Source organism: Fructilactobacillus sp. X2R6C1 (assembly GCF_059901295.1).
In genome coordinates, this window is sequence record NZ_JBWXUZ010000084.1 from 1 (window position 1) to 232 (window position 232).

A 232-nucleotide genomic window follows, 5' to 3' on the forward strand; every position below is an offset into this window, starting at 1 on the left:
GTCGAGGTCAGGGATCGTCCCATTTTGTCGAGGTTGCCGGCCAGGGTTCCTAGACGCTTGTGAAGGTCGCGTCCTAGTGCTGCGACTTCTGTCGCAGATCTCGCGACGGCCTCCTGCCGCCAGGCTAGGGCGACCGTGCGTAGCATCGGAATGAGTACTGATGGGCTGGCCAGCACGATCCCGCGTCGGTTAGCGTACTCGTGGAGGTCGGGTATCTCCTGCAGTGCAGCCT

1 protein-coding gene is annotated in these 232 nt (G+C 62.5%); it reads right to left on the reverse strand.

The window, feature by feature from the left end:
* Positions 1-224 (reverse strand): DNA recombination protein RmuC (rmuC, locus tag AC6UDF_RS07465; RefSeq protein ID WP_500724273.1); only part of this gene is annotated, 224 nt, incomplete at its 3' end.
* Positions 225-232: the final 8 nt, after the last annotated feature.